Below are 17,524 nucleotides of genomic sequence, written 5' to 3'. Positions count from 1 at the left end.
TCAGGCGCGCGCAGCAGCCTCTCGCAGGGCGTATTCGTATCCGCGCGTGCCGAAGCCGCAAATCACGCCGACGGAGATGCCGCTGAGAAGGCTGCGATGGCGGAATTCTTCGCGGGCATGCACGTTGGAAATGTGCACTTCGTAAACGGGCAGCGCAATTCCCGACAGTGCATCGCGAATCGCCACGGACGTATGCGTATAGCCGCCTGCGTTGATCAGAACCGCGTCCGCGACGCCACGCAGGCTGTGGATATAGTCGATGATCGCGCCTTCCGAATTGCCCTGAAAGAATGAGACTTTGACGCCGAGCTCTTTCGCCAGCGCCGCGAGCTTCTTCTCCACATCTGCCAGCGTTTCAGCGCCATAGACGTCCGGTTCGCGGGTGCCGAGCAAGTTCAGATTCGGCCCGTTGATGATGGCGACGTGCATGGTCAGCCTCCCTTCGGGCGATCGGAGCGGCGACGGCGCCAGCTCATAAGGCGGCCGAGTTCTTCGGCCAGGATGTCCATGATTTCATCGGCGTGCTCGACCGGCATCTCTGGCCCGATCGGCAGCGAAATCAGTTCGTCGCAAATGCGCTCGGTCAGCGGAAGCGAACCCGGGCGATAACCGTATGCGGCCATGGCCGGCTGCAGGTGGCACGGCACGGGGTAGTGCATGCCGGTCGTCACGCCACGCTGACTGAGGGCGCGACGCACGGCATCGCGCAGGCCTTCCACGCGGATCACAAACAGGTGATAGGAACTGACGGCGTTCTTCGGCATGCGCTGCCACGAGATCGGGTACTCATCGAAGGGTTCGGCCGAAAGGCGCTCGACATAGCGCGCGGCAATCGCGCGGCGACGTTCGTTCCATTTATCGAGGTGCGCCAGCTTCACGGTGAGAATTGCGGCTTGTAGTGTATCCAGTCGGAAGTTCGTGCCGATGAAATCGTGGACGTACTTGCTTTCGCGACCATGATTGACGAACGCGCGACAACGATCGGCCAGTTTCTCGTCGTTCGTTGTAAGGCCACCGCCGTCGCCGAATGCACCGAGATTCTTTCCGGGGAAGAAACTGAATGCCGCGGCCGCGCCCAGAGTGCCGGCTGTCTTTCCGCCGATCGAAGCGCCATGCGCCTGGGCGGCGTCCTCGACGATCGGAATCTCGTGCTTGTCAGCAACCTGGTGAAGACGTTCGTAGTCGGCCGGCAGACCGTACAGATCGACGGCCAAGATCGCTTTCGTGTGGTCGGTAATCGCTTCGGCGACGGCCGTCGGATCGATCAGCATGGTGCTGTCTAGAACTTCCACGAAGACCGGTTTCGCGCCTTGCAAAACGACCGCCTCGGCTGTGGCCATAAACGTGTGCGAAGGCAGGATAACTTCACTGCCGGGACCGACGCCCAGGGCATGAAGGATCGTCTGCAGCGATGCGGTGCCGTTAGCGGTGCCGATGGCGTACTTGGCTTCGCAGTACTCCGCCCACTGCGATTCGAACTCCGTCAGCTCCGGACCATTGATGAACTTGCAGTGGTCCAGGACTCGCGCGATGGCTTTGTCCAGATCCTCGCGAATCGCGGCGGTGTTGGCTTTCACATCGAGAAAGGGATACGGCGTCATGGAAGGTCGCACTCCGGGAAATCACATCTCGTTCAGTGCAACGTGCCAGCCGGAGAGGGCGGGCACAACGACGAAAAGGGTCCGCTGGGCAAAAAGAAAGGTGGGGGATGCCGAATGGCTCTCCCCCACCGTCGGATCGTTCATTTGTGATTGGGATTACATGCCCAAACCGCCGGTCACTTCGATGGTCTGGCCGGTGATATAGGCAGCCTGCTCGGAGCAGAGGAACTCGACACAGCCGGCGATGTCGTCGGGCTGGCCAAGCCGCTGCAGAGGAATTTCCTTCTGAAGCGCTTCGCGCTGAGCCTCGGCGAGGGCATCGGTCATGCGCGTCTGGATGAAGCCTGGGGCCACGCCGTTGACGAGGATATTGCGCGAGGCGAGTTCCTTCGCCAGCGACTTGGTCAGGCCAATCATGCCGGCCTTCGAGGCGCAGTAATTGGCCTGGCCGGGATTGCCGATGATGCCGACGATCGACGTCACGTTGATGATGCGGCCCCAGCGGGACTTCATCATCGGGCGGCAACCGGCCTTGGCCAGCAGGAACGCGGAACGCAGGTTGGTGTTCAACACCGCGTCCCAATCCTCTTCCTTCATGCGCATCAACAGATTGTCACGGGTGATGCCGGCGTTGTTCACGAGGATGTGCAAGCCGCCATAGGTCTGCTGAGTAAATTCGATCAGCTCGGCGCAGAAGGCCGAATCGCCCACGTCGCCGTTCTTGGCAACGGCGGTTCCGCCGGCGTCAGTGATTTCCTTCGCCACGGCTCCGCAGCTACTCTCAGTGAAGGAATTGACGACGACAGAAGCGCCGCACGCGGCCAGCCGCAGCGCGATTGCGCGGCCAATGCCCTGACCACCGCCGGTGACGATAGCAACTTTTCCAGAAAGATCAGTCATGGAAATACTCCAATTGGTAGTCGTTTCAGATTTTGCGGTTGGCTGGGTCAGCCCTTCAATGCAGCGATGGTCTTCTCGATCGCATCCCAGCTTTCCGTCGTGTGAACGGGGATGTCACGATTGATGCGACGCACCAGGCCGGCCAGGACTTTGCCGCTACCAACTTCGACGAAGGCTTCCGCCCCCAACGCGAGAAGCTGCTCAACGCATTGGACCCACCGGACGCTGCTGGTAACCTGGCGGATCAGGGAATCCTTGATCGCATCCGGATCGGACAGCGCCTTGGCATCGGCGTTGTTGACGAAGCCGTACTTCGGCGCGGCCAACGTCACGTCGGCGAGAGCTTCCTGCATGGCATCGCGGGCGGGCTCGACGAGTGGCGAGTGGAACGCGCCACTGACGGGAAGCGGAAGCGCACGTCGCGCACCGGCTTCCTTGCAGAGCTCGCAAGCCTTCTCGACAGCCGGCGGATCGCCGCTGATGACGGTTTGTGTCGGATCGTTGAAGTTCGCGGGGACGGAGACACCGTGATCGCCGCTCGCCTGCTCACAGAGTTCGGCGACCTTCGCGCCGTCTAACCCAATGATCGCGGCCATCGCGCCCTGGCGCTTGTTGCCGGCGTCGGCAAAGGCCAATCCGCGGTGACGGACCAGCTTCAGGCCAGTTTCGAAATCAAACGATCCGGCGGCGTAGAGTGCGGTGTACTCGCCGAGCGAGTGACCGGCCACGGCCATGGGCTCGATACCCGCGGCGCTCAGCACGGCCAGCGTGGCGGCGCTGGAAAGATACAGCGCCGGCTGCGTGTTCTGCGTCTGCTTCAGATCCTCTTCCGGACCTTCGAAGCACATCTGGGCCAGCGGGTAGCCAAGGACTTCGTCAGCCTTGGCGAACATCTGCTTCGCGTCAGCATTGTGCTCGGCGGCATCCTTGCCCATGCCGACGGCCTGGCTGCCCTGCCCGGGGAAGATGTAGGCAATCTTCGTCATGACAACTCCTCTTCGGTCGGTTTCCGATTACCAGCGAACGATCGAGGCGGCGTAAGTCAGGCCCGCGCCGAAGGCAACGAGTCCAACGGTCATGCCTTCCTTCAGGCGACCGCTCTCGACGATCTCACCGAGGGCGAGCGGAATGCTGGCGGCAGAGGTATTTCCGAAGCGCTCGACGTTGCAAACAACACGATCGCGCGGAATGCCGAAGCGATCCACGGCGGCGTCCATGATTCGGATGTTCGCCTGGTGCGGAATGAGCAGATCGATGTCGTCGATCGTCATATCGGCGCGCTTCATGGCTTCGTCCATGGCGGTGCCGAGGATGCGAACGGCGAATTTGAAGACTTCGCGACCGTTCATGCGGAGGCAGTGCATCTTGTCGCGTAGACGCTCTTCGTTGATCGGCTCGGCGCTGCCCGATGCGGGAAGCGTGATGAGGTCGTGGCCCTGGCCATCGGCACCGCAGAAGGTGCTGAGGATGCCGCGGTTGCTGCCTTCGGGCATCGCGCCAACGATGGCCGCGCCGGCACCGTCACCAAACAGAACACACGTGTTGCGGTCGGTGAAGTCGACGCCACGGGTGATCGCTTCCATGCCGATGACGGCGATGTTGCGATAAACGCCCGTGCGAACGAGCGAATCGGCAACCTGCAATCCATAAACGAACCCGGAACAAGCACCGTTCAGGTCGAAGGCAGGGGCCTGCTGCTTGAGGCCCAGATTGCTGTGCACCATGCACGCCGCGTTCGGAGCCGTGTAGTCCGGTGTGAACGTGCAGGAAATGATCAGGTCGATGTCATCGAGTGTCAGGCCGGCGTTCTTCACGGCATTCCGGACGGCTTCGGCGCCGAACTGCGCGTTCGTCTCGCCCTCAGCCAGAATGCGGCGTTCGCGAACGCCCGTGCGACTTGTGATCCACTCGTCGCTGGTCTCGACCATCTTCTCAAGGTCGGCGTTGGACAGGATTGTCTCAGGGATTCCGGTACCTACTCCCAGGATGCCGGAACGTGTCGGGAGATTCACTTTTGTTGATCCACCTTTTGAGCAAAATTGAACTGGTGTGCAAATCGCGGGCAGGCGGGGGAAGACTCATCCCTACGATTCGGCGCCAGCCTCGGCATTCTGCTGAAGAGGGGCAATCTGCTTATTCACCCGCTCCAGCTCCTCACTCAGATGCCGAACCAACTCGCGGTTGTGGCACTCGGCGGCCACGCGAAGAGCGTTCATGTAGGCCTTTCGATTCGACCGTCCATGGGCGATAATCGAGATGCCGTTTACGCCAAGCAACGGCGCGCCGCCGTACTCGTCGTAATCGGTACGGGCCTTGACGCGCTTGGCTGCGGGCCGCATGGCGGCCGCCCCGAGCGACGCGATGACGCTCTTTCGCACTTCGTTCTTCAACGTTCTGAAAACCATCGAGGCAACGCCCTCGGCCGTCTTGAGCAAGACGTTGCCGACGAATCCGTCGCACACGATCACGTCAAAGTCCCCGGTAAAGACATCGCGCCCCTCTGCGTTGCCCAGGAAATTCAGGTCTGTTTCCCGGAGCAGCTTGTGGGACGCGACGGTGACTTCGTTGCCCTTTGTTTCCTCTTCGCCAATGGAAAGAAGCCCGACGCGCGGGCTCTGGCGCTTCAAAACATAGCGGCAGTAAACCGACCCCATGATCGCGAAATTGATCAATTGGGGGGGCTTACAATCGACGTTCGCGCCGGCGTCGAGGACGATGATCGATTCCTCGAGCGTCGGTAGGAAGGTCGCGATTGCGGGTTTCTTGATGCCTGGCAGTGTTCGCCAGGACAGCAGACAATGAGCTAGCACTGCCCCCGTGTTCCCTGCGGAAACGAGGGCATCCGCCTCCCCGTTCTTGACGAGGCCAGCGGCAATGGCGAGCGAGGAGTTCCGACGGCGCAGCGTTTCGCTGGGCGAATCGGTCATCCGGATCACGTCGTTGGCTTCAACGATCGAAATCCGGCGATCATTGACCTTCATCGCCGCAAGAAAGCGTTCCAGGTAGCGGGGCTTGCCAACCAGCGCGACTTCAATGTTGTAGCGCCGGGCAGCAAGAACCGCCCCCTCGACCGCCGGCCGGGGACCAAGATCCCCACCCATCGCATCGAGAGCGACCCGCATGTATTCGACTCTCTTTCAGAGTGCTAGGGGGTCGCCACGATCAGGTGGTGACGACGGGCTTTACATCCCGCTTCTTGTAGGTACCGCATGCGGGGCAAACGCGGTGACGCAGCTTCGGTTCGCCGCACTTTTCGCACGGAACGGTCAGCTTGCGGTAGAGTTTCTTATGCGCCCGGTCCTTCCCCTGGCGGGAGGAGCAGTGGCGTCTTCTGGGTACTGGCATTGGTCGGTAACCTCCGAAAAAGACGTGTGCTTGTGAAGGCAATCCCCTTGTCGCGTCAAGGGGGAATGCGCCTGCGAGGCAATTTCCGGCTATCTTCCAGGCTGGCTCTATTGGGCTGCAACGGTTCCCTGCGCCCCCGAAATGGACCCATGTTGGTCGGCATTTCGGAGGCGCGGGCCGTAAGTGCTTTCAGATCAGTCCTCCAGATATGGAATCACGGGAATCGCCCCAATGGACCAGAGATAGAGGAGCTCCGCATCCCGGGAGGTGAGCTGCCCATCCAGGTTGATGTCAAGAAACTGATCGTACGGGAGCGGTCCGACGTTAAGCTCGCGCTGCATCAGGACGGCGTCCGACAGATTCACGGCTGACGATTTCCCGATATCGCCAAAAACGGGTGTCTCCGAGGCAATTGAAAGAAATGGATACGAAAGACAAAGCAGCGCCATAACGGCGCCGGGGAGAAGCCGGTTCATTGTACGGTCCTTGCGCGGTTGGTATCAGTCTGAGCTTAAGAATGGGGGCTGGAATGCTGATTCGGCAAGGAAAAATGGGCATATAGGCATGCGAGAGACTAATAGAAGAGGAAGATCCTCTGCCCCACTGGTGGCCCCCAGGACAGGTTGTACACCAGCCAAAGGCCCGTGTCCCAAAGCTGGTACATCAACAGCGCCAGCAGTCCCCAACGCGTGACGTGCGGCGGCAGTGTCCGCAGTCGCGTCATGAAGAGCAGCGACGCGACGCACCAGATCACCCACGCCTCGGAGAAGACGTCCCAGTCCTTCGGATTCGGGAAACTGGTTGCCAGGAAGAACGACGCGACAAGAAATGCCACGGCCCCGATCAGGAATCCCCAACCAATGGCCGTTCGGCCCCACGTCTTGATGCGACGCATGGCGCAGAGCCCGAGCCAGAAGAGCCCCGGTCCGGTGAGGAAGATCAACGAGCCGGCCCATTGGGAGAAGTGCTCCCATGTCGGCAGTGTGTAGAAGTGCGTGTAGTTGACTTCGGACCACTGCAGGAAGACCTGCTCGTGAGGAAGGCCCGTCGAGCCCTTCAGCATGGCGAGGCCGTTTTCGGGAACGGCGCGCCCGAAGGCTACGACGTCGTAGTGGTGCTTCATCACGAACAGCACCAGCAAGGTGTTCAACCAGATGAATCCCGCCAGCGCCGCGACGGCCAGCAGTCTGGGTGCCCACCATCCCGGATGAAATCGGAAGGCGATCGCTCTGCGGAACCACAGTAGGGCCAAAATCGGAAGTGCCGGAGCGAAGGACATGTGGAACAGATAGGCGAAGAAGGCCGCCACAGTGCAGAGGACGACGTCGCGATGCTTCAAGTACGCGCGGAGGACCAACCACACGGTGACAGTCGTAATGGCAACGGCCGGTCCGTAGACTTCGATGTACTGGAACTGAAGCAGAAGCGTCTTGGCCGAGAGCAGAATCGCCCAGAGCATGGTGCGCTCACGCAGGTTCCGTCCAATTTCCCAGGCAATTCCCCAGGTGCCAAGAATGAACAGCGGCGAGAAGAGAATCAAGAAGTACGGCAGGAGTTCCATGTCGGCGTAACCGGGGCGCAGGACGAACTGCGTCCCCAGTTTTGCGTTCACAAATGTTGTGATCATAGGCTCGACTGCGCGGAACACGCGATAAAGCGCGACCGCCAGCGGGTTGTGGTAATCGTAACCCGGAATAGCCAGCGCGCCGAATCCATCGCCGTACATCATACGAACAGGGAACTTCCAGATAGCCACGCAGACTATTGAAGCGATGATCGGAAGAATCCCAATCAGCAACCAGGGCCTGTAGATACAGTAGGCAAACTTCCAGATCCGAACAGAGAGACGTCTCCAGATCGGCGCCAGAGGCGGGAAGGAGAGAACCTGTAGCAGGATCAAGCCGATCCAGAAAGCGCGCTCGCCGGTGCGCTGAAGGAAATAGCCGCCCCACAGGTATTGATTGGGCAGAAGGGCTTCCATGGCCTTCAAAACAAGCACTCCCATGAAGGCGTTGTAGACAAGCCAGATCGTTCTGTAGTTTGGCAGCCTCCAGAGTCCGGCGCAGATCATGGCGGCCCAGACAAGAAGCCATGTCCACGGGAGGGTGAAGCCCTGCGACGCGGGCGGAAGAGCGTCGACGTCCGGCTGCGATGCGATTCTCGACTCCGGGATAATTCGGACATCCAGCCCGGCGAATTCATCTCCACGGGTACCGGGAGTGAAGCGGGCGTTCGTCTTCTCGCGGATGAAAGGCTTCGATTCCAGCATCCCATGCGGCCACGGACCGCGCTCCCACCAGATGGGGGCGTGCATATTCCATGACAGGCCGATGTAGAGGTCTTTGCCTTTCGGCCAATCGGGAAGGACAAGTTGGCTGAAAGTGAAAATGTCCGGCGTCTGGACGGATGCGCTCTTCCAGACCGATGTGTGCGGTGGCGGCTTCCCCGGATTGGTGAGATAGGCCTTCAGAGTAATGCGCGATCCTTTGTCGCCGAGGCCCTGGCGACCGTAGATGACAAGCTTCTCGCCTTCCTGAGGACGCGGCCCGATGTACTTCCAGGCGGCCTCGACGCCGAAATCCGGTCGATTCCGGAAAGCCGCTTGGATGCGCGCGCCGTCGCCGTACTCCGACTGAAAGGCCAGGACGAACCACCAGAAGAGCACGAGCAGGAGGCCGCACGCGGCAAAGAAACGAGTCTTCACGGCACGCCTCCCGGATTGGGGTCCGCGAAAAAGTCGTCGGTCGTCATGTAGCGCCGCCCCAAACCGGGTCCGGCCCATTCCATCGCGATCCAGCCACTCGCGTAATCGTTCCGCACTTCAACCGTGATCGGCGCGGTGCCCTTTTCAAGGTGGATGGGTTCGCTGGCCTGTCCCGCGCGAGTCTGCCGCGGCCAGGCGTCGTGCACCAACGTGTCCCCCACCGTCACGCGTCCAGCATCATCGCAGTACAGGAAGAAGCGGTAGTCTCCAGTCTTCGGAACGATCAATTGACCGCTCATACGGACGGAGATGCTTCTCCACGGCATGCCTTCGCCGAGTTCATCGTTGAGCGGAAAACGCAGTTCGCCCCGAAGGATGCGCGTCTCGATGGGGGTCTCGAAGTTCACGCCGCGATAGAACGTCATCGCGAGTCCCCTGAGTCTCTCGCCCTGGCCGGTGGGATTACTGTAGTGCAGGATCTCTTCCTGCGGACGCATCTCGCCCCACTGGTTTCCAAACCAGAAAGCCTCGCCGGCCAGGATCACCATTGCGATGACCACCGCGCTCCATGTCCAAGCGGACATCGGCCGGCGACGGCGACGTTCATCACGCTCGGCATGGTGCTGGTGTTGGGCGTCGATCATTCGGCGTGTGTGCGCTCCAGGACTTCTTCCATCTGACGAGCAATCTTCTCCCAACGAAACCGTTTGGCTTGTTCAAGGCCACGTTCGCGACAGCGTTCGCGTACATCGTCGTTGGTGGCAGCCTGGATAAGTGCCTCGTCGAATGACTCACCATCGTCCGGATCGAAGAGTAATCCGGCGTCACCGGCGATTTCATTCATGGGCGCGAGGTCCGTTACGATGGCGGGTGTGCCGGAGGCCATCGCTTCGAGAACAGGGAAGCCGAAACCTTCCACGAGGGAGCAGAACGCAAGGACGCGGGCCTTCTTGTATAGCGATGCCATCTGGCCATCTGTCACATGGGGAACGAAGGAAACCCATCCCGGAACATCGAGTTCCGCCGCGCGCGTTGCGAGAGCTTCTCGCCCTTCCTCGTCGAGTCCTGCGGCGGCGAGTGGAATCTCGAGGCGTCCGGACTTCCAAAGGCCCGCGAGGCGTTCGAGCAGGAAGCCCCAGTTCTTGTGCGGCTTGTTAATGCCGACGGCCAGAATGAAATCCCCCCCGGGCAGCGCATCCGGCGGCAGATCTTCCGGCTTGGTCAGCCCGATGATTCCAGGTCCCCAGGGAAGCGTCAGCACGCGATGCGCATCGAAGCCGTGCAGCGTTTGAAGCTGAACTTTTGTGTGGCGCGATGGCGTGACAATGAACGATGCGCGACGACGGAGTTCCGCCAGATAGACTTTCATGTAGGAGGCGGTCCCGCGGCGCGGCGGATGCGTCACGTGAATCAGGTCGTGCACAATCGCAACGACGGGCTGAGCAACGCGCAGCGGCGCAGTGTAGTGCGGAGAGAGGAAGACTTGTGCATCGCCCGTGGGGGCTCCAGAGAGAAAAGAAACAGGCGAGTAGATCGGCAGATCGAACTCCATGAACTCGGCCTTGAGCGAACCGGGAACTTGCGCGTCGAGGAGCTTGAGATCGCCGAGCAGCGTGAGGCGGAACGGCGGCGGCGCCTGGTCCCAGGCATGCAGCAGCCCACGCAGTGCCGTGCCAATCCCGGAATGGGACAGCATCCTGGCATCGATCACAACATGTTCAAGCGGTTCACTCATTGATCGGCCGACTCTTTGCGAAACCACTCCGCAAGTGCCTGAGAGAAGCGGCGAGCGTCAAGGCGACTCCAGCCGCCGAAGCCGCGCGTGCCGGCGGGCGCAGGCACATGGATGAAGGTACAAAGGGGGGCTTCGAAAGGGCCGCCACCGGCGGTCAGGGCCGCCGCAACGAGGAAGTACGTGTGATTACAGACGTATCGCCCCGCGGACTCGGAGACCTCGACGGTGAAACCGTGATTGGAGATGATCGTCTTCAGATCGTCTCGGGGGAAACTTGGAAGAAGCGTCTCGGGCCCATCTGGCAGGATCTCGCATCCTCGGCGGACAATGCCGTCGCAATCTGGCAATTCTGCCTCGTCCCGATTCCGAGCCAGCGTCTCGATACGCACCTCTGACGTGGGGCCGGCCATTCCGAGCATCAGAATCTGATCGTAGGAGCCTTTGGCGAGTTCATCGAGAACAACGTCGGCCGCACGTTCGTAGCTGACCGGGAGCAGCAGTGTCTGAACGTCTTCGGATCCACCGTTCAGCGTGCGAAGTTCCTCCAGAATCCACTGCGAGGAATTCTCGGTGTACGTGCTGAATGGTTCGAAGGCGGTGACGAGGATCGGCAAGACGCGGAACTCCCACAGGATTCACATCAAGAAATGTCTCGTAAGACGCGTGGCGTCAATGCAAGGGCGTGCTATGGCAGAGCGCAAACCGCATCCGGCGGCATCCCGTTGTGGGCCATCCATTGGTTGGTGTACTCGGCGCGGTCGGAGACGTTGATCCACTCCCAACCGGGCGGCGGTATTGGTTCGACATCGTCGGATTCGACTTCGAGTTCCGCCACCACAAGACCTGAGTGGGGGCCTTCGAAGACATCCAACTCGATGCCGTTCGCCAAGACGTAGCGCTGCTTCTCGGTGCGGTGCGAGCTGAGGGCGATCAACTGTCGCGCATCGTCGATGGGGATCTCGTACTCGAACTCGTAGCGGCGTGCGGCTTTGCCTTCCTCCGCGTCACCGGTCTGCATCTTGACCGTCAGGTAGCCTTTGCCTCCCTTGAGGCGCGCGCGAATCGCCGGATGAGCCGAGAGGTAGGCCTGCAGGATGGGAACCGGCGCGACATTCGGCAGTGCGGGCAGCTTCGTCACAAGAAACTTCCATTCAATCTCGATCGCCATCGGCAGGAGCCTCCTGGAATTGTCCGGAAAGGATGGTGGAAACTTCGCGCTGCAGAATCGGCGGCAGGCTGCCGCGTCGGCGTCTCAAATCGCCAAGGAATTGCAGCGCCTCGCGAGGACGTCCCTGTTCCAGGCGCACGCGCACAATCCACGCGGCTGTCGTATCGGACCATGGCAAGCGCGCGATTGCATGTTCGACTGCGTCATCGGCCCATGGCGATTCCGGGCGTCGCGCAGCCAGGCGCAGGGCTTCAATGTGCGCGTACTCGTCGTGCGGCGCCGAGGAACGCCACTCCTTGATGATCGGCTGGAGCAGCTTCGCAGGATCCGTGTACTGCTCAACCTCCTGCCAACGCGTTCGATAGTGCCACGCGCGGCTCCGCAGGGGGTCTGTCCAATAGGGAAGTACGGAACTGGCCTCCGGATCGTCGCGAGGATCCTGGCGCTCGTAACCCCAGCGTGCCGCCGGATAGGCGATCGCGATTCCAACAATCAGCAGAAGCGCCGTCGCCCAGGAAGTCCGTTCAGTCGGAGGGATGAAATCCTCGGAAGCGTATTCCTCCGGCGGCAGAACGCGCCCGAATGCCGAGGGGAGGATCAATGCGGCGACGTACAACTCACGAATTGGCGCGTGGCGAACGGTGAGCGTTGCCATCACCCACAGCCCAGCCAAACCGAGTGCAATCACGCGCGAGCGATCCCAGGCCCGAGTCGTAATCGTCGTTGCGAATCCTGCAAGAACTCCGATGCCGACAAGGACGGCCGGCACGAGGCCGACTTCAAGAAGGAGCCGGAGGGCGCCCTTGGTCATATACGGCGAGAGGCCGGGAGGGCGCATGGAGAATTCCGACATGACGCGAGTGAAGCTGCCCATCCCCCACCCCGCAATGGCATGGAGCTTCCACGCCGCGAGGGCGGCCCCGAAGTCCTCCGGGATGATCGCCGCGTGGAACTCGTCCACGGCGGCGGGCGTTCGCACATTGCCGAGTTCCTGGATTGTGAGAGCCGCTACTGCCAGGGCGAACCAGCCCACGGCACCGAGAAGCGGCGGCGAATCCTCGAGTTTGCGACGCATGGAACCGCCCGCGACGACGACTCCGCCCATCCAGATCAGACTGGCCGCCCACCAGACACGCGCGGATGGGCCGTCATAGGCGTACGAGAGAATCAGTCCTACCACGGCCATCGCGCCGACAGTCATGATGGGCAGATCGGCGTCCTGCTGGCGAAAGCGCCATCCAAGCACTAGAAATCCGAATACCGCCGCCCAATAAGGAAGGGTGAGAATGGCAGCCTCGGACTCAGAGGCAAATCCCAACGCGACGAAGGCTGGAAAGATCAGTCCTGCCAACGCGACGTAGAGAAAGACTGACTGCCGCACGGTGCGCTGTTCGATTGCTCGCGGAGGCCCAGAAAGCAGCAGCGCCAGCCCAAGCAACCCCATCGGCGCGAATCCCGGCGCGGTGATACGCGGCCCGGTCCAGGACATCAGACCGAGCGCCATGGCCGTGAGGCCGGCCGCCGCCGCCGCGCGCCAGAACGAAGCGGGCCAACGCCGCCAGATTGGCTGCGGTACCTTTCCGGGAGGATCCGCTGTCTGCGGTTTGCGGCTCATGAGTGCTACTCACCCATTTCGAGGTAAAGGAACGCGCGTTCGAGGGCTTCGTCGAGGACAATAATCTGGCGGCGGTAATTCGGCCAATCGTTCTTCTGCGCGAACTCCACCATGTTTTCGGAAATCACGTCCATCTGCAGGGCCGTGTTGCGAAACCCGCGGCGAGAAATCGGCGGAACATCGCCCTGGCGAAGAATCAGAGCGCGAGCCAATTCGCCGATTTCACGACCAGCGACTGCGCCCTCATTTTCGAGGGAATCCTTTGGCTCGCGCCGCATGATGTCGGCGCGTTCGCGGATCGTCCGACAAATCTCGTTGCCGGTCATCATGGCGATTTGAGGTTGAATGATGGGTTCAGGGTACTTCGGAGCCTGCCAGTCATCCGGCATCGAGGCATAGCGCCCCAGACCGCGACGGCCTATTCGAATATCGGATCGCTTGGCGAGATCTTCGAGGCGCGCCATCGATTCTTCGAGTAGGCGAAGCGTGGTTGGAAACTGCGATCCATAACCGTTGGCGTAGTCATACACCAGGTTGTCGAGGAGCTTATCGACCTTGTCGCGGACTTCCTTGATCGCGGCGGATTCCTCGATGGCCAGGGCCTCTGCGTGCCTCTGGAACAAATCGAGATCGCGTTCGATCGCATCGACGGCTTCTGCGAGTTCCGCTTCACGTTGGCCTTGGCGAACGAGAGAGCGCAGCGGGCTGACTTCAGCGGTCAGGCCCATCCGCACGGCGTGCCAGGTCTGCGTTGTGGCTTCATCGCCCGGCAGCACGACTTCGCCCCCGCCCTGGGCCGCAAGAAGGCCGGGCAACAACAGGGCGAAGAGCAGCGCCGTGCGCAGCAACCGCATCGTCAGTCCTCGATCACCACAAATGCGACGGCGACGGTGTGGCTGTGGGAGAGCGTGATGTGGGCCCTCTTCGCGCCGCGTTCGGCCATCAACTCCATGGCACGCTCGGACAGTTCCAGGCGCGGCTCGCCGCTCGGGAGGTTCTCGACACCAACATCTTTCCATCCAAGACCACGGGTCATGCCTGTGCCGACGGCTTTGCTGAAGGCTTCTTTCGCGGCAAAGCGCGCGGCGTAGTGCAGCACCGCCGTGTGGCGCGCTTCGCAGTATTCGCGCTCGTGATCGGTGAACAGACGGCGCTTCATCCGTCCCTCGTGGCGTTCCAGGGCTGCCGCAATTCGCTCGATCTCAACGATGTCGACTCCGGTGCCGCAAATCATGGAATAACCTCGCTTTCGTCTTCGGCTTTCTCTGCGTCCCGCAGCGCGCGCAGTTGCTTCAGGTTTTCGTCGATGATTTCATGCGCCAGACCGATTTCGTCGATGCGGCGAGCCTGCAGGAAGCGCTCCTCGGCTTCGTCGAACAGGTTCTCGTCGAAGTAGCCGATCGCGACGGCCAGCATCACGTCCAGATCGTCCGGAGAGAGCTTTGCCGCCTGGTCGTACAGGCGCAGGGCGGCCTTGTCCTGCAGCAGGCGTTGGGCTGCCTGCGCGGCCATGACCAGAGCCCGGCCGTTCGCCGGGTTGTTCTCCGCCAGGTTAAACGAAGTGACCATCTCCATCGTCCGGTCGCCGAATCGCTGCGCAACGGAACGCGCAAGCATCTGTGCGACGTCATTCTGAGGCGCGCGGAGCGCTGCCGATTCGAAGATGGCGTCTTCCTTCGCTCCGATTGGAATACCTGCCTCGCCGGCGAGTCCGCCCAGGAAACCGTTGAGCGTACTCTCCTCGAAGTTCTCGACGAGAGCGATCGGGCGTTCCCAATGGAGCAGCAGATCGGTCGCCGTAGCATCGAGTCGAGCACGGCCTTGAAGGCGCTCGCGCGCGACCAGGAACGGCGAGTGCAGGGAGTACATCAGGCCGTCACTGACTGTGAAGTCACGCAGTGCATAACTCATCTCGGGCATGCTGGTGGCCAGATACCAATCCACATCCGATTCGTCGTTCAGGACATTTCCGTAAAGCGAAGCCACAGCCACGACAGTCGCGGGTTCCTCCGGCCAGATCCCATCGCTTTCAGCGAGGAAATCGTCGAGTTGCCCGAGAGCCTCGAACCCATCCGGCAGGTCCAAGCCGACGTCGCGCTTGAGCGCCGCACGGAGTGCTTCGTCCATGACGAACATCAACCCCTCTTCGGGAGGCCATTCGACCTCCCAGCCGAAGTCTCCAAGCTTGAGCGTCTGCCCCATCTCGGTACGCCTGAAGGAACCGCGCACGGCCTCGAGAGCTTTACGCGACTGCTTTTTGAATTCTTCCCGCGAAGCGAGCGCATCGGTCAGATCGCGCGCAAAAAGGGCTTCGCGCGTCGTGCGTAGAAGGACGCCTTGATCGTCGCGCAGAACCAGCAGAGCCACGCGGCGTCCGTCCGGCGAGATCGCGATGTCGTAGGTGGGTTCTGCAGTGAGGGATCGCTCAAGATTGCTGTCGTTGACGCTCGTGACCCAGGCGCGACTGCTGCGGCCACCGCGCTGCCGCGCGCGGATGAAGTACACGAACTCGGGCGCCCCGGCGTGCGGGTCCAGGTCCACCGAATTGGTGGGCCTGGTCAGGACAGATTCCTGGATGAGATTCTCATCGAGTTCGATCAGAGGCGCCGGCCACGGGTCGAGTTGGAAGGCCTTTGCGGCGTGCCCCCAGGCCATCCCGATGCTCGGCATGGTGCCGATCATGGCGAAAGCGGACGTGCTCATGACTTTCGTGGCAGTCGACGCGCCTTCGAAGGGATACACGTCGACCTGAAGGCTGACGCGCACTTCGCTCTCGGCAGAGAGCAATTCTTCGGCTCCGATCACGTTTTTCACGGACCAGAGACTCTTCCCATCTGGAGCGAATTGCAGCAGGCCCGGCGCGGCGATTTCGATATCATTGATTTTGCGGCCGGAAGGCCATTCGTACATGGCGTTCTGCCAAGGGCCGGAGACGAGCAGATGATTGCCATCGGGATGCCACTGCAGGGAACGAGCGCCCTTGTCGCTCAGCATCTCCGGTTCCGCCGAACTGACTTTGTAGCTTCGCAAACTGTCGTCCCACCCAATCAGCACCGTCCCCTGATCATCGATGGCGATATCCTCGGGCCAGCCCTCCATGGAGAACGTGTGGACGATCTCGCCCGGAGTCGTTTGATCGTCGCGGGTCGGGGGACTCCATGTTCCGTGCGGAAGATTCAGGTTGGGGGGCGAAGGAACGTACCGCACGCCCTCTTCGCCGTCGGGATACTCGAAAGTCTCGGGCATCGACGATGCATCGGACGCCGCGATGATTTCATCGGCGCGACGGGAAATCTCCGCCGCTACGTCTTCGGGTTCTTCCGGCGCAGAATCGTCTCCGCAGCCGAAAAAGAAGATACTACCGGCAACCAGCGTTGCCGCCAACCACCGGAGAGCAAATGCGCGCGTCAGATTCACCGGTCGGGAGAGTCCTCGTCGTCCTCGTCGAAGAAATCGTCGGAGTACTCGCCGTCGTCGTCTTCGACTTCCCATTCTTCCAGATCGCGCATCGCGCCGCGCAGCCGATCCGCGGGCAGGCCACTGTCCAGGAACTCCGCGCCTTCCTCGCCGAGGACGGCCTCGATGGATTCGGCCAGGTGACCTTCGGGCGGATTCTTGCGCTGAGCGCCGAGTTTCAACGCGTAGCGCAGGATGTTCACACCGTCGCGGCTACTGAAGGGGAGGTTCACGGAATGTGCCTTCTGGAGAAAGTCCGCCACGTAGGCAAGAATCTTATCATCTGCAAAGGGCACGTTGAAGCGTAGGATCTCGATCTCTTCATCGCGGCGCGGAAAGCCGACTTCGATCTGCGGCTGAAGGCGGGACTGGATGTACTCGGGAATCTCGTAAGTCGACGCGTCGTCGTTCATCGTGACGGCAACGCGGAACTCCGGATGGGCGGGGACCTTGATACCCGCGACGACGGATTCGACGTAGCGTCGCATGTCGAGCGCCGGAGCCAGCGAGGCCCAGGACTTCTCGCTCATACGGTTGCCTTCGTCCAGGATGCAGACGCCGCCGCGCAGCATCGCCGTTACGAGGGGCGACGCGTGGTAGGCGATCTTGCCCTCCCCCGCGATCACAGGAGTGACGATCAGATCTTCCGGCCGCGTATCCATGGTACACTGAAGAATATAGACTTCGCGCCCCATCTCTCGAGCGACACTGTAGGCCAGCGTCGTCTTGCCGACGCCGGGTTTGCCGAGCAGGCGCGGATTGAGCGGCAGGTCGCCTTCGGCCACGACGGTCCAGGCGGCAATGAGCTGTTCGCGGACGCGTTCGTTGCCGATCCAGCGGGTCTTCACATCATCGGGATGAGCGAGGTGAAGATCGATGCCTTCGACGGTGAGCTTTTCGGACATGGAGCAGGCATTCCTTCCGGAGCAAGCGGTCGCGGGCATCCTAGCCTGCGCAAGGGGCAGCCCGTCAATTGGCGTGTCGGGGAGTTGGCGTGTGA

Annotated in this window: 18 protein-coding genes; all 18 read right to left on the bottom strand. The window is 61.4% G+C overall.

What is annotated here, in order from left to right; all coding sequences use genetic code 11:
- The 18 genes from aroQ to KQI84_06855 all read right to left on the bottom strand — a co-directional run bounded on the left by aroQ (position 1) and on the right by KQI84_06855 (position 17,429).
- A complete protein-coding gene (aroQ, locus tag KQI84_06940; GenBank protein ID MCB2154606.1) occupies positions 1–429 on the bottom strand; it encodes a type II 3-dehydroquinate dehydratase in 429 nt (142 codons plus the stop codon).
- A 2-nt stretch (positions 430–431) separates the two neighbouring features.
- Positions 432–1,601: a DegT/DnrJ/EryC1/StrS family aminotransferase gene (locus KQI84_06935; protein MCB2154605.1), complete on the bottom strand. Its 1,170-nt coding sequence runs from the start codon at positions 1,599–1,601 to the stop codon at positions 432–434.
- A gap of 156 nt (positions 1,602–1,757) precedes the next feature.
- Complete coding sequence (gene fabG, locus KQI84_06930; GenBank protein MCB2154604.1) at positions 1,758–2,501, bottom strand: 3-oxoacyl-ACP reductase FabG; 744 nt, start codon at positions 2,499–2,501, stop codon at positions 1,758–1,760.
- A 47-nt stretch (positions 2,502–2,548) separates the two neighbouring features.
- Positions 2,549–3,487, bottom strand: coding sequence for an ACP S-malonyltransferase (gene fabD / locus KQI84_06925; protein ID MCB2154603.1), 939 nt, complete (start codon positions 3,485–3,487; stop codon positions 2,549–2,551).
- A gap of 27 nt (positions 3,488–3,514) precedes the next feature.
- Positions 3,515–4,513, bottom strand: a complete 999-nt coding sequence (locus KQI84_06920; GenBank protein MCB2154602.1) for a ketoacyl-ACP synthase III — start codon at positions 4,511–4,513, stop codon at positions 3,515–3,517.
- A gap of 72 nt (positions 4,514–4,585) precedes the next feature.
- Positions 4,586–5,623 carry a phosphate acyltransferase PlsX gene (gene plsX, locus KQI84_06915; GenBank protein MCB2154601.1) on the bottom strand — a complete coding sequence of 346 codons (1,038 nt, stop codon included), beginning with the start codon at positions 5,621–5,623 and terminating at the stop codon, positions 4,586–4,588.
- A 40-nt stretch (positions 5,624–5,663) separates the two neighbouring features.
- On the bottom strand, positions 5,664–5,846 hold the full coding sequence (gene rpmF, locus KQI84_06910) for a 50S ribosomal protein L32 (GenBank protein ID MCB2154600.1): 183 nt from the start codon (positions 5,844–5,846) through the stop codon (positions 5,664–5,666).
- A gap of 194 nt (positions 5,847–6,040) precedes the next feature.
- Complete coding sequence (locus tag KQI84_06905; GenBank protein MCB2154599.1) at positions 6,041–6,322, bottom strand: hypothetical protein; 282 nt, start codon at positions 6,320–6,322, stop codon at positions 6,041–6,043.
- A gap of 98 nt (positions 6,323–6,420) precedes the next feature.
- Positions 6,421–8,550 carry a hypothetical protein gene (locus KQI84_06900; GenBank protein ID MCB2154598.1) on the bottom strand — a complete coding sequence of 710 codons (2,130 nt, stop codon included), beginning with the start codon at positions 8,548–8,550 and terminating at the stop codon, positions 6,421–6,423.
- Complete coding sequence (locus tag KQI84_06895) at positions 8,547–9,194, bottom strand: hypothetical protein (GenBank protein ID MCB2154597.1); 648 nt, start codon at positions 9,192–9,194, stop codon at positions 8,547–8,549. The genes KQI84_06900 and KQI84_06895 overlap by 4 nt, the downstream gene beginning before the upstream one ends.
- On the bottom strand, positions 9,191–10,285 hold the full coding sequence (locus KQI84_06890; GenBank protein MCB2154596.1) for a glycosyltransferase family 4 protein: 1,095 nt from the start codon (positions 10,283–10,285) through the stop codon (positions 9,191–9,193). The genes KQI84_06895 and KQI84_06890 overlap by 4 nt, the downstream gene beginning before the upstream one ends.
- Positions 10,282–10,899 carry a pyroglutamyl-peptidase I gene (locus tag KQI84_06885; GenBank protein MCB2154595.1) on the bottom strand — a complete coding sequence of 206 codons (618 nt, stop codon included), beginning with the start codon at positions 10,897–10,899 and terminating at the stop codon, positions 10,282–10,284. Before KQI84_06885 ends, KQI84_06890 begins: the two co-directional genes overlap by 4 nt.
- Positions 10,900–10,970: 71 nt before the next feature.
- The gene (locus KQI84_06880) at positions 10,971–11,453 is read right to left on the bottom strand and encodes an adenylate cyclase (GenBank protein ID MCB2154594.1); all 483 of its coding nucleotides are present in this window, start codon (positions 11,451–11,453) and stop codon (positions 10,971–10,973) included.
- On the bottom strand, positions 11,437–13,068 hold the full coding sequence (locus tag KQI84_06875) for a hypothetical protein (protein ID MCB2154593.1): 1,632 nt from the start codon (positions 13,066–13,068) through the stop codon (positions 11,437–11,439). Before KQI84_06875 ends, KQI84_06880 begins: the two co-directional genes overlap by 17 nt.
- 5 nt (positions 13,069–13,073) lie before the next feature.
- A complete protein-coding gene (locus KQI84_06870) occupies positions 13,074–13,922 on the bottom strand; it encodes a hypothetical protein (GenBank protein ID MCB2154592.1) in 849 nt (282 codons plus the stop codon).
- Positions 13,923–13,924: 2 nt separating this feature from the next.
- Complete coding sequence (locus KQI84_06865) at positions 13,925–14,302, bottom strand: holo-ACP synthase (GenBank protein MCB2154591.1); 378 nt, start codon at positions 14,300–14,302, stop codon at positions 13,925–13,927.
- The gene (locus tag KQI84_06860) at positions 14,299–16,485 is read right to left on the bottom strand and encodes a hypothetical protein (protein MCB2154590.1); all 2,187 of its coding nucleotides are present in this window, start codon (positions 16,483–16,485) and stop codon (positions 14,299–14,301) included. Before KQI84_06860 ends, KQI84_06865 begins: the two co-directional genes overlap by 4 nt.
- Complete coding sequence (locus KQI84_06855) at positions 16,482–17,429, bottom strand: AAA family ATPase (GenBank protein MCB2154589.1); 948 nt, start codon at positions 17,427–17,429, stop codon at positions 16,482–16,484. Before KQI84_06855 ends, KQI84_06860 begins: the two co-directional genes overlap by 4 nt.
- Positions 17,430–17,524: the final 95 nt, after the last annotated feature.

Source organism: bacterium (assembly GCA_020444065.1).
Classification (GTDB): Bacteria; Sumerlaeota; Sumerlaeia; order SLMS01; family JAHLLQ01; genus JAHLLQ01.
The sequence above is the reverse complement of the archived record's forward strand: the minus strand, read 5'-3'. Positions and strand labels throughout refer to the sequence as shown.

What these genes read in the sequence shown, in the direction of transcription:
- aroQ (MCB2154606.1), bottom strand. Translation starts at nt 429, where the DNA reads ATGCACGTCGCCATCATCAACGGGCCGAATCTGAACTTGCTCGGCACC.
- fabD (MCB2154603.1), bottom strand. Translation starts at nt 3,487, where the DNA reads ATGACGAAGATTGCCTACATCTTCCCCGGGCAGGGCAGCCAGGCCGTC.
- KQI84_06880 (MCB2154594.1), bottom strand. Translation starts at nt 11,453, where the DNA reads ATGGCGATCGAGATTGAATGGAAGTTTCTTGTGACGAAGCTGCCCGCA.
- fabG (MCB2154604.1), bottom strand. Translation starts at nt 2,501, where the DNA reads ATGACTGATCTTTCTGGAAAAGTTGCTATCGTCACCGGCGGTGGTCAG.
- KQI84_06895 (MCB2154597.1), bottom strand. Translation starts at nt 9,194, where the DNA reads ATGATCGACGCCCAACACCAGCACCATGCCGAGCGTGATGAACGTCGC.
- KQI84_06855 (MCB2154589.1), bottom strand. Translation starts at nt 17,429, where the DNA reads ATGTCCGAAAAGCTCACCGTCGAAGGCATCGATCTTCACCTCGCTCAT.
- KQI84_06875 (MCB2154593.1), bottom strand. Translation starts at nt 13,068, where the DNA reads ATGAGCCGCAAACCGCAGACAGCGGATCCTCCCGGAAAGGTACCGCAG.
- KQI84_06865 (MCB2154591.1), bottom strand. Translation starts at nt 14,302, where the DNA reads ATGATTTGCGGCACCGGAGTCGACATCGTTGAGATCGAGCGAATTGCG.
- KQI84_06935 (MCB2154605.1), bottom strand. Translation starts at nt 1,601, where the DNA reads ATGACGCCGTATCCCTTTCTCGATGTGAAAGCCAACACCGCCGCGATT.
- KQI84_06890 (MCB2154596.1), bottom strand. Translation starts at nt 10,285, where the DNA reads ATGAGTGAACCGCTTGAACATGTTGTGATCGATGCCAGGATGCTGTCC.
- KQI84_06905 (MCB2154599.1), bottom strand. Translation starts at nt 6,322, where the DNA reads ATGAACCGGCTTCTCCCCGGCGCCGTTATGGCGCTGCTTTGTCTTTCG.
- KQI84_06870 (MCB2154592.1), bottom strand. Translation starts at nt 13,922, where the DNA reads ATGCGGTTGCTGCGCACGGCGCTGCTCTTCGCCCTGTTGTTGCCCGGC.
- plsX (MCB2154601.1), bottom strand. Translation starts at nt 5,623, where the DNA reads ATGCGGGTCGCTCTCGATGCGATGGGTGGGGATCTTGGTCCCCGGCCG.
- rpmF (MCB2154600.1), bottom strand. Translation starts at nt 5,846, where the DNA reads ATGCCAGTACCCAGAAGACGCCACTGCTCCTCCCGCCAGGGGAAGGAC.